Source organism: Amycolatopsis dongchuanensis (assembly GCF_039542405.1).
GTDB classification, from domain to species: Bacteria; Actinomycetota; Actinomycetes; order Mycobacteriales; family Pseudonocardiaceae; genus Amycolatopsis_E; species Amycolatopsis_E sacchari.
Map to the genome: position 1 here is coordinate 1 of NZ_BAABIB010000133.1, position 8,725 is coordinate 8,725.

Genomic DNA, 8,725 nt, shown 5'->3' on the forward strand with positions numbered 1-8,725 from the left:
GGTGGTGCCGACCGCGATCCGGGCGCTCACGCGACCTCCTCCAGCTCGGCGCGGACCAGCTCGGCCGCCCGCAGCCGCTCCAGCGACGCAGCCTCGGTGCGGTGCCACTGCGCCCGCGGGGTGTCGTGGTCCTGCTCCAGCCGCGCCCACAGCCGCGCGCGGCGGCGGTGGCTGTCGGCCAGCACCTCCAGGGCGTGCGCCACCCGGGCGGCGGCAGCCGCCGAGACCAGCCGGTTGAGCCGGAAGGGGTCGTAGGTGACCAGCTCGTCCCCCTCGACCACGTGCAGGTCCGGGGCCGCACCGCACAGCTCGCACGGCACGTCGGCCTCAGTACGCGGCTGCTCGCAGGCCAGGCAGCGGAACACGAGTTCGGTGCTCACCGGCGCTCACCCCCGGTGGCGGCGATGACCCACTCCACGAAGTTGCGTGCCGCGGCCTGGTGGTCCGGGCCGAGCTGGGACTGCATGTAGCGGGTGATCTGTGCGACCGACTGGCCCTCGCGGTGGCGGCGGGCGATGATCTCGACCGGCGCGATCACCAGCTCGTAGCGGTAGCCGGTCCGTCGTGCGGCCTGGTGGTAGATGGCCTGTGCGACCATGGGTGTCTCTCCGTTCTGGTCAGGTTGTGGCTGGGTGGGGAGACCCGGCGCGGCGGCGTTCTTGGCGGGATGCGCCGCGCCGGGGTCGGTGATCAGGAGTCGGGTCATCGAGCGGCCTCCCCGGACGTCGGCGGCGGTGTCTGGGCGCTGCCGCAGTGACCGGCGATGTGCGTCCCCGGCAGGTGTGGGCAGCGGCACTCGCACAGCTCCAGGTACTCCGCGTCGGTGATCGGCTGTGGCGGGCGCGCGGTCCGGACGGTGCGGGTGCGCATCAGCCCTCCTCGGGGTCGATGCGGACGCCGTTGATGAACACCTCGTTGCCGCGGTAGGTGACGCTGGAGCCGCGTTCGGGGCGCGGGATCGGGCGGCCGGACAACCGGCGGCCGGTGGCAGCGTCGGTGACGGTGCTGCCGTTGACCGAAACGCCGTTGCGGGAGTAGTAGACCCGGCCGTTGACGACCACCGGACCGCTGATGTGGCCGACCTGCACGTGGAATTTCATCTGTCGTCTCCTGGTGTCGATGCGGTCAGAGCTGGGAGGCGATGCGGCGGGAGCAGGCGGGCTTGCCGCAGCAGTTGGAGCGCGGCCCGACTCGCTTGCCGCACCCGGCGCAGACGCCGGTCCGGTTCAGCGCGGTGAGCTGCACGACGTCGTCGCTGCCCTTGCGGTTCTTCTTCAGTCGCATGAGGTTTCTCCTGGTCAGTGGTGCTTGCGGGTGGCGAGGTAGGTGGTCAGCAGCGAGGCGGCCACGCCGATGAGGCGGTGGGCGGCCTGGTCCATCTCCATCAGCGCCGTGCCGGGGCCGCCCTCGTCGACCACGCCCTCACGGCGCTGCACGGTGGCGTGAGCCAGGTAGCCGCCCTTGCCGACAAACCGCGAGCGCAGGAACCGCTTGAACGGCTCGCGCCGGTCGATCACGTAGTGCGTGACCGCGTTGACCGCCATACCCGCGGCCAGCGCCCGCAGCGGCAGCCGGTAGCCCAGCGCCGCAGTCACCGCGACCGAGGCGACCGTCTGACCGGCGGTGTAAGTGGCGACGTGCCGGGCGCAATGCTTCGCGCCCTCCCGGCCCGGCAGGCCCTTCTTGACGGCGTCCTCGCTGGACTGCACGATCTGGTCGCAGTAGGGGTGCACATCGGAGAACACCGCCTGCAACGCCCCGAACAGCGCCAACGCCCGAACCGAACGATGCCGCATCAGGCCGCCTCCCCGGCACGCACAGCCAGCGAGCGCAGCGCCTCGCGTGAAGCACGGCGAGCCGTACGACGGGCTCGCACCTGGTCGTTCAACTCCCGCGACACCCGGAACGTTTCGACGTGCTCGGCGGCAGCGAATTCCCGCTCTGCCTGGTCAACCAGCGCGTCGATCTCGGCGAAGTCGGGACCGAGTTCCTGCTCGATCAGTGCCTCGATCTCCGCCGCTTCCCCGGTGGCGTCGTCGGCAACCACCATCGCCGTGATGTCGTCATCCACCAGCGGAAACAGGGCCTCGCGGGCCGTGGCGCTGGTGATCCGTGCGAACTCCATTGCTCTCCTCGTTGTCGTATTGGCCAGCCACATCCGGGCCTGGCAAGAAGTGGTTGGCGAGCCGTGATGGGGCTACGCGGCGCGACCTGCGGTGTCGGTCCAGTGGGAGTCCGACCGCAGCTGTGCCTGCTGCCAGCGGTCGTAGGCCAGCCGGACGCGCTGCACCGCCGCGCCGTGAGCGGTCGCCACCGACCGCAGGGAGGCTCGGTAGTCCAGCCGCCGCGGGTGCTGGCTCACCAGTCGGCCGATGGCCGTCACCTGTGACCGCAGCCGAAGCATCTCCCGCCGCGCAGCCAGATACCGTCCGGCCGCTTCCTCCTCCGCCAACCGCAGAGCGGTCAAAGCGGAAGCCCCACGAGCGATTTCGGACATGACGTATCACCGCCATCTCAGAATCAGAGACGGGCACCGCCCGCCTGAAATGAACAAAAGAACGAACCCGAGACGCGGGGCCGGACTCGGTACAGAGCCCGACCCCACGCCATCAGGCCAGAAATCGGCCTACTACCAGCACAAACGCTGCCGAAGCGGGCCGACAGTACGCCCAAAAAGGGCGCACAAAATACAGCCATATAAAGCCACCGCTCCCGGTAGCGTTATCTCACGTGGTGCTTGCGCATGCCTGCGGATTACCTGCCCACTATCGACAGAACGCGTGCGCAACGGCCCCAGCACTAAGGGCGACCACCTGACGACACGTGAGTGCCGCTCGCAGCTATCGCATCGCGAGATTGAGTTATTCGGCCCCGCCTGACACGCGGTCCCGATCGCACGACTGACGGAACTTTCTCCAAGTCCCGGGCCGTTCTCCCGGTGCCATCTGCCTTGCGGCAACCTTCTGCCTCAAGACAGTAGGCAGCCCTGGCGGAACTTGTCAACACCTGCCTTGAGGCAGAGCTAGACTCGACACAGCAGAGGAAGGGGTCCCATGGCGATTGATCGGGCTGAAATCGCAGCTCAGCTACGCCGAGAGATCAAACGTGGCCACTACACGCCCGGCGACAAACTGCCCTCACAACGAGCCCTTGCGGCCGACCTGGGGGCCGCACCCAACACCGTCGGCGAGGCGCTGAAGATCCTCGCCGCGGAGGGCCTGCTCCTTGTTAGGCCGAAGAGCGGCGCTCTGGTCCTCGATCCCGCCACCAGCGGCGACGAATCAAGCGATCCGGTCGCTGATGCTCGCGAAACGCTCGGCGCGCTCCAGGTCGGCATCCGGGAAGTGCGGTCCCAGCTCAACGCCCTTGATCGCCGAGTGGCGGAAGCGTTGGAGCGGCTACCTCGGTGAGGTGGTCCGGTGTTCGTGGTCATGACTCAAGGTTCGTCGGAATCGGCGGTCTTGAGGAGATGAGTCCCTGGTGAGTCGCTGGTGAGTCGATCGAATCACCAGCGATTGACCTGGGCAAACGCGAGCGGGAGGGTTCGTGACAGACCAGGGGGATGAGACGAAGCTTCGTCGTGCGCGGCGCGCGGCCGGCATGTCCCAGGGCGAGGTTCACAGGAAGCTCGCCGAGGCGCGGCGGCGCCGGAACAAGATGCCGCCGAAGCTAGCCAGCTTGAAGCGGCAGTACACGGCCTGGGAATCCGGCAGAGTCAAGCCGACCGACTGGCGCGAGGAGTTGTGCGAGGTCTTCGGCCTGCCAGCAGCCGCGCTTGGCCTCGCCGACACGGCCGAGACACCTCCCGCCGCCCCGACAAGTTCGGGCATACCGCCCGAGCAACGGGAATTCGGGGATGACGAATACCTCCACTCCGTGCGCGGCTACATTCAGAACCTCGTCTCCCTGGACAACCGATTCGGCGGTGATGACCTGGTACGGATGTCTTACCGGTTCTTCCAATCGCTACATGAGCTGATCGGGAGCGGCCGGTACGACCAGCGACTTGAGCGTGATTTCAACGCCGCCGCAGGTGAACTCGCCGAGGTGGTCGGTTGGCTCGCGTATGACGCCGAGAAGCACCAACGCGTGCGCGAAATGAACCATGAGTCTCTGTACTACACGCGACTCGCCGGTGACCGGAGCATCGAACTTCTGACCATTCAGAATGCGAGCATGCACGCGGGCGCAATGGGAAGACCCGGTGAGGCTCTTCAGCTAGCGCGATCAGTATTGGAAGGCCGAGAGGCGCTGACACCACGACTTCGCGCGCTCTTCTTGACCCGAAAAGCTCGCGCGCTGGCTCAAGCGGGCGACGAGTCGGCTATATCACTCTTCGGCGAGATCAAGTCGCTCTATCTCGACGGGGTCGCTGATTCTGACCCGCCATGGGCATGGTGGATTGATGAACGCGAACTCGCTTGGCACGAAGCGATGGCCAAGCGCGACCTCCAGCAGTCGGGACTCGCAATCGCCGAATTTGAACACTCAGTGGAAGCGACCGCACCGAGCGAAACCCGAAGTCAGTACTTGCACCGGGCTTACCTGCTCCAAGCGCAGGTTGAATTGGGATCATGGGCAGACGTTGAGCAGACGGTCAAGTCGATTATCCCTCTGGTTAAGCAGGTCGCATCCACTCGAACCGCTGTAATTCTGCGCAATGCGATCGCCAAGGTTGCCACTCGCACTAAAGTTCCTGATAGTATCGCCACCAGCATCGCACAGCTAAGCATCGCGCTTGATACAACCGATCTATGATGGGAGGTCCGGTGAACGACGAGAAGCTAAGATCGCTCGCCGACCCAGAATTCGAGCAATATTTCCTGGTCTCACCCGAGAAGCTGTCACTGCTTTTGCGTGCGGCAGAGATTCAACCCAATGACCGGGTTCTGGAGGTTGGCGCGGGCGCGGGAACCGTCGCCAGGAATCTGCCGCCGTGCAAAAGCCTCACACTCGTAGAACTCGACGACAGGCTGATCGAGATCCTGCGCGACGCGGTGCCGCATGCCCAGGTGATCCAGGGCGACGCCTTGCACCTCGTCCACGAGCTGCCGTTCGACGTCCTGATCGGCAACCTGCCCAACACCGTGACGGAGTCGCTGATCGACACTCTGCCCAGCCTGTCGTTCAGGACAGCGGTTCTAGCGGTGGGCCAGTCCACCAACCTTGATCACCTGCGCGGCAAATACGCGGTCACCGAGGTGACGACGATCACTGGTGATGACTTCAGACCCTCCCAGCCGAGCGTCTCGCGCATCGTCAAAGTGACCCGGCGCTAGGGACCTGGACCAACGTTCAGCCCCGCGATTCGGGCTCAGCGTGCCGAATCCGTGCCGACGTGCCCCTCTTCAAGGGGCTACCCTCCGCAAAGTTGCTGGTAGACGCGCTGGGCTATGCGAAGTGCGCCCTCTTCTCCTAAAGCGGGTGTCGCAGGTTCGAATCCTGCCGGGGGCACCGATCCATGCAATGTGCGAACCTTTCGCTCCGTAGTCGCGCCTGGTGACGCGGCTGCGGAGCGTTGGGGTGGCACATTGGCGTCGCCGGGGATGATGAATGTGGGCGCAGCCGTTTCGCGGCTGGTGATGTCGACTCGGTGGACGAAGGTTTGCATGACGCGGCGGAGGGCTTCGTCGCTGCCAGCGTCGGCTGCGGCTTCGACGTCCGCGCGCAGGGTTTCCAGGGCGGTGGTGTCGGGCATTTCCGGTGTGGCGGCCTCGTCGATGAGGAGGCCGAGTTCGTCGCGGCGGGCGCGTTGTTCGGTGAGCTGGGTGGCAAGTTTCTTGACTCGGGGCGAGCAGGTTTCCTCGTCCATCGTGCCGTTCTCGAATGCGGTGAGGTAGCGGTCGATGGCGTCCTCGTTCTTGGTGATCTCGCGTTCGAGTGCGGCGAGTTCGGCGGTGTAGGTGGCGCGTTGGTCTTCGACCTCGCTGGTGGTGTTGGCCAGGCTCTGCTCGATGAGGTCGCTGCGGGTGAGGGTGTCGAGCAGCGAGGTCAGTACGGCGTGTTCGAGTTGGTCGGCGGGTAGCCGGTCGGCGGAGCAGTGCTCGGTGCCGTAGCGGTGTCGGGTGAAGCAGGTGTAGTAGCGGTAGCGGTATTTGTTGCCGTTGGCAGCGGTGCCGAGGTAGCGCTTGCCGCAGTGGCTGCAGAACAGGCGCCCGGCCAGGTAGTAATCGGAGTTGGCGACGGCGCGGTGGGTGGTGGCGTCGCCGCGGGCGTCGAGGATGTCCTGGGCGTCGTTGAACAGCTTCTCGCTGATGATCGCCGGGTGGTGATCCATAGCCTTGTACCAGCGGTCGCGGAACCAGATCTCGCCGAGGTAGGTGCGGTTGCGCAGTACGACAAGCACGGCGGCTTGGGACCAGGGGTTCCCGGCTTTGGTGCGGTAGCCGTCGGCGGTGAGGCGTTTGGCAATGGCGGCTGCACCGAGTTTGTCGCGAACATAGGTGGTGAAGATACGTTCTACGACGGGCTTCTCGTCGTCGATGATGGTGAGCTTGCCGCTGCTGCCGACTTCGTAGCCGTGGGGGCGGTAGCCGCCGGGCCATTCGCCGCGGGCGGCTTTGCGCTCCATGCCGTTGATGACGCGGTCGATGATGGTGGCGCGTTCGAACTCGGCGAACACCGCCAGCATCTGCACCATCATGCGACCGGCGGGGGTGGCGGTGTCGAAGGGTTCGGTCGCGGACCGGAACGCCACGCCCGCGTCTTCGAGGTCGGCGAGGATCTCCGACAGGCCCCGGATCGATCGGGACAGCCGGTCCACGCGGTAGACCAGCAGCACATCGAATTTTCCGGCCCTGGCGGCAGCCAGGGCGCGTTTCAGGGCAGGCCGGTCGGTGGTCGCCCCGGATTTCTCGTCGATGTAGGGCTTGCCGACGAGCTCCCAGTTGTCTTGGGAGGTGACGTAGTTGCGCAGCTTGAGATTTTGGGCTTCCAGCGAGAAGGGCTGGTGCAGCTCGTCGGTGGAGATCCGAAGGTAGATCTCCACCCGCAGCGGTGGGCTGTTCCCCTCTTCGGCGCCGATGGTCGCCTGTGGCTGGGTGGCCTGGTTGGTCCGAACCCGGGGGCGACGCTGGCGGCGCTTGGGCGCGGTGGGTGCCGACATCACCGCACCCCCCGACGACGCGCCTCCCGACGAGCCACCTGCTCGCGGTGCTCCTGCTCGTACTGGGCAAAGGCGGCCATCAGCCGCATGACCGCCCGCCCGGTGATGCTGGTGGTGTCGAAGTGCGACTCGGTGGCCGACCGGAACGCCACGCCCGCCTCGTCCAGCTCGGTGATGATCTCGCTCAGTTCGTTCAGGTTGCGCGAGACCTGGCTGGCGCTGTCGACGAGAAGAAGGTCGAACTCTCCAGCACGGGCGTCAGCCAGCGCGCGCCGCAACTCGGGGCGGGTAGCCAGCGGACCGGGTTCGGGGTCGCAGTAGGTGCGCTTGATCTGCCGCCAGGTGGGGTGTGCGCCCAGGCAGGCGCGGATCGCGGTCTTGATGCCGCTGCCGACGAGGTAGACCGCGACACGGATGCGGGAAGCGTGCAGCGCCGGATCGGGTTGCCGTGCATGGTTGTTGCTCATGAGACCGTCCTTGGTTACGTCGTTGGCCCCAGGCCGGTCGGCCTGGGGCCAACGACGAACGCTCGACTCCTCGGTAAAGGGCAAGCTGCTTGATCAGGTGCTTCGGCGGTGGTCACCGCGCTCGGCGAGGCGCTGCCGATGCCGCTGCTGGAACGACTCATCGGCCAGCACCTCGTTGAGCCACTGCGCGAGAACGGCGACCGCGGCGGGCCGGTCGGCCTCGGGCATCGGCAGCACGGTGGGCGTCTCGACGGTCACCTCCGGTCGGCGGTAACCACGTCGTCCGCGGCTCAATGAGGCCGCCCGTCGTGGTGGACCGCTCCGTGGCCGATGGACACCACGCCTGGCCGCTGCGGTCCGGCTTCTGCTGGCCGCGTCCGGTGTCCCGGGTGGAGCCGGTAGTACGTGTCCCAGAACTGCGCGGGGCCAACCAACGCGGGATGGGCTTGATCAAGCGACCAGGTCCAGTGCCGCGGGGGCTGCAGGACTCCGTGGCGGGTGCGGCCGTGGACGACATAGCCCAGATAGGCCGGATTGGTGAGCAGACCGCGCACGACCTTGGCCGTCCACCCTCGCGGCGGCGGGTACAGGCCGGGCTCGGCCGCCAGGCGTGCGGCGATCGCCGACGGCCCGTGTCCGTCGAGGTGCCACCGGAAGATCACCGGAACAACGCGAGCGCAGTCCTCGTCGGGCACAAGACGCCGGAGCACGCGGGTGCGTCCCTCGTCGTCGGTGACGTGATGGAGGTGCACCTGGTAGCCGTACGGTGGCGGCCCCGCCCACCATCCGTCGATCGCGTCGAGGTAGCGGCGGTGCCACGCGCGGAAGGCGAGTTCGCGTTGGTAGCCGCGGATCGCCGCGGTTTCCAGGCGGTGCCGTTCCTGTACGAAGACTGGCCACGCCAGCTCGCACACGAGGCGGTACAGCCAGGTGCGTACCGGGCGGGGCTTGTCCTTACAGCTGGTTTCATAATGAAGTCGGCAGCTTGCGGTAGCAGACGAGGACGCAGGCCAGGTGCATGAGGCCAAGGTGGATGTCGGCTCGGCGTTCCCAGCGGATCCGTAAACGCTTGAACTGGTGCAGCCAGGCGAACACCCGCTCAACTACCCATCTGATCTTGCCGAGACCGGAGCCGTGAGCGGTGTTCTTGCGA

At 66.6% G+C, this 8,725-nt stretch carries 16 protein-coding genes; 3 read left to right on the top strand and 13 right to left on the bottom strand.

Annotated elements, in window-relative coordinates; translation table 11 throughout:
- Positions 1-26 precede the first annotated feature (26 nt).
- The 8 genes from ABFX51_RS32630 to ABFX51_RS32665 all read right to left on the bottom strand — a co-directional run bounded on the left by ABFX51_RS32630 (position 27) and on the right by ABFX51_RS32665 (position 2,383).
- Positions 27-380, bottom strand: a complete 354-nt coding sequence (locus ABFX51_RS32630) for a hypothetical protein (protein ID WP_346056009.1) — start codon at positions 378-380, stop codon at positions 27-29.
- Entirely contained in the window at positions 377-706 is a 330-nt protein-coding gene (locus ABFX51_RS32635; RefSeq protein WP_346056010.1) for a hypothetical protein, read from the bottom strand. Before ABFX51_RS32635 ends, ABFX51_RS32630 begins: the two co-directional genes overlap by 4 nt.
- Positions 703-870, bottom strand: a complete 168-nt coding sequence (locus ABFX51_RS32640; protein WP_346056012.1) for a hypothetical protein — start codon at positions 868-870, stop codon at positions 703-705. Before ABFX51_RS32640 ends, ABFX51_RS32635 begins: the two co-directional genes overlap by 4 nt.
- Entirely contained in the window at positions 870-1,100 is a 231-nt protein-coding gene (locus tag ABFX51_RS32645; RefSeq protein ID WP_346056013.1) for a hypothetical protein, read from the bottom strand. The genes ABFX51_RS32640 and ABFX51_RS32645 overlap by 1 nt, the downstream gene beginning before the upstream one ends.
- Positions 1,101-1,125: 25 nt before the next feature.
- Complete coding sequence (locus ABFX51_RS32650) at positions 1,126-1,284, bottom strand: hypothetical protein (RefSeq protein WP_346056014.1); 159 nt, start codon at positions 1,282-1,284, stop codon at positions 1,126-1,128.
- 14 nt (positions 1,285-1,298) lie between these two features.
- Positions 1,299-1,796: a hypothetical protein gene (locus ABFX51_RS32655; RefSeq protein ID WP_346056015.1), complete on the bottom strand. Its 498-nt coding sequence runs from the start codon at positions 1,794-1,796 to the stop codon at positions 1,299-1,301.
- Positions 1,796-2,125, bottom strand: a complete 330-nt coding sequence (locus tag ABFX51_RS32660) for a hypothetical protein (protein WP_346056016.1) — start codon at positions 2,123-2,125, stop codon at positions 1,796-1,798. The genes ABFX51_RS32655 and ABFX51_RS32660 overlap by 1 nt, the downstream gene beginning before the upstream one ends.
- Before the next feature lie 72 nt (positions 2,126-2,197).
- Positions 2,198-2,383: a hypothetical protein gene (locus tag ABFX51_RS32665; RefSeq protein ID WP_346056017.1), complete on the bottom strand. Its 186-nt coding sequence runs from the start codon at positions 2,381-2,383 to the stop codon at positions 2,198-2,200.
- A gap of 670 nt (positions 2,384-3,053) precedes the next feature.
- Between ABFX51_RS32665 and ABFX51_RS32670 the strand changes: the two genes are divergently transcribed.
- The 3 genes from ABFX51_RS32670 (at position 3,054) to ABFX51_RS32680 (ending at position 5,279) form a co-directional block, all read left to right on the top strand.
- Positions 3,054-3,410 (top strand): winged helix-turn-helix domain-containing protein, encoded by a 357-nt coding sequence (locus ABFX51_RS32670; protein ID WP_346056019.1) that lies wholly within the window; start codon positions 3,054-3,056, stop codon positions 3,408-3,410.
- A gap of 136 nt (positions 3,411-3,546) precedes the next feature.
- Positions 3,547-4,758, top strand: coding sequence for an NsdA family TPR-like regulatory protein (locus ABFX51_RS32675; protein WP_346056020.1), 1,212 nt, complete (start codon positions 3,547-3,549; stop codon positions 4,756-4,758).
- 11 nt (positions 4,759-4,769) lie between these two features.
- Positions 4,770-5,279: an rRNA adenine N-6-methyltransferase family protein gene (locus tag ABFX51_RS32680; RefSeq protein WP_346056021.1), complete on the top strand. Its 510-nt coding sequence runs from the start codon at positions 4,770-4,772 to the stop codon at positions 5,277-5,279.
- A gap of 77 nt (positions 5,280-5,356) precedes the next feature.
- Here the strand turns inward: ABFX51_RS32680 and ABFX51_RS32685 are convergent, their stop codons facing one another.
- The 5 genes from ABFX51_RS32685 to ABFX51_RS32705 form a co-directional block, all read right to left on the bottom strand.
- Complete coding sequence (locus ABFX51_RS32685) at positions 5,357-7,105, bottom strand: recombinase family protein (RefSeq protein WP_346056023.1); 1,749 nt, start codon at positions 7,103-7,105, stop codon at positions 5,357-5,359.
- Positions 7,105-7,572 (bottom strand): recombinase family protein, encoded by a 468-nt coding sequence (locus ABFX51_RS32690; RefSeq protein ID WP_346056024.1) that lies wholly within the window; start codon positions 7,570-7,572, stop codon positions 7,105-7,107. Before ABFX51_RS32690 ends, ABFX51_RS32685 begins: the two co-directional genes overlap by 1 nt.
- A gap of 93 nt (positions 7,573-7,665) precedes the next feature.
- Positions 7,666-7,830, bottom strand: a complete 165-nt coding sequence (locus ABFX51_RS32695; RefSeq protein WP_346056025.1) for a hypothetical protein — start codon at positions 7,828-7,830, stop codon at positions 7,666-7,668.
- 32 nt (positions 7,831-7,862) lie between these two features.
- Positions 7,863-8,486, bottom strand: a complete 624-nt coding sequence (locus ABFX51_RS32700; RefSeq protein ID WP_346056026.1) for a recombinase family protein — start codon at positions 8,484-8,486, stop codon at positions 7,863-7,865.
- A 52-nt stretch (positions 8,487-8,538) separates the two neighbouring features.
- On the bottom strand, positions 8,539-8,725 hold a 187-nt coding region (locus ABFX51_RS32705; protein WP_346056027.1), incomplete at its 5' end, for a transposase.

Excerpts from the sequence above, each read along its gene's own strand:
- ABFX51_RS32635 (WP_346056010.1), bottom strand. The coding sequence starts at position 706 with ATGACCCGACTCCTGATCACCGACCCCGGCGCGGCGCATCCCGCCAAG.
- ABFX51_RS32640 (WP_346056012.1), bottom strand. The coding sequence starts at position 870 with ATGCGCACCCGCACCGTCCGGACCGCGCGCCCGCCACAGCCGATCACC.
- ABFX51_RS32645 (WP_346056013.1), bottom strand. The coding sequence starts at position 1,100 with ATGAAATTCCACGTGCAGGTCGGCCACATCAGCGGTCCGGTGGTCGTC.
- ABFX51_RS32650 (WP_346056014.1), bottom strand. The coding sequence starts at position 1,284 with ATGCGACTGAAGAAGAACCGCAAGGGCAGCGACGACGTCGTGCAGCTC.
- ABFX51_RS32655 (WP_346056015.1), bottom strand. The coding sequence starts at position 1,796 with ATGCGGCATCGTTCGGTTCGGGCGTTGGCGCTGTTCGGGGCGTTGCAG.
- ABFX51_RS32660 (WP_346056016.1), bottom strand. The coding sequence starts at position 2,125 with ATGGAGTTCGCACGGATCACCAGCGCCACGGCCCGCGAGGCCCTGTTT.
- ABFX51_RS32670 (WP_346056019.1), top strand. The coding sequence starts at position 3,054 with ATGGCGATTGATCGGGCTGAAATCGCAGCTCAGCTACGCCGAGAGATC.
- ABFX51_RS32685 (WP_346056023.1), bottom strand. The coding sequence starts at position 7,105 with ATGTCGGCACCCACCGCGCCCAAGCGCCGCCAGCGTCGCCCCCGGGTT.
- ABFX51_RS32690 (WP_346056024.1), bottom strand. The coding sequence starts at position 7,572 with ATGAGCAACAACCATGCACGGCAACCCGATCCGGCGCTGCACGCTTCC.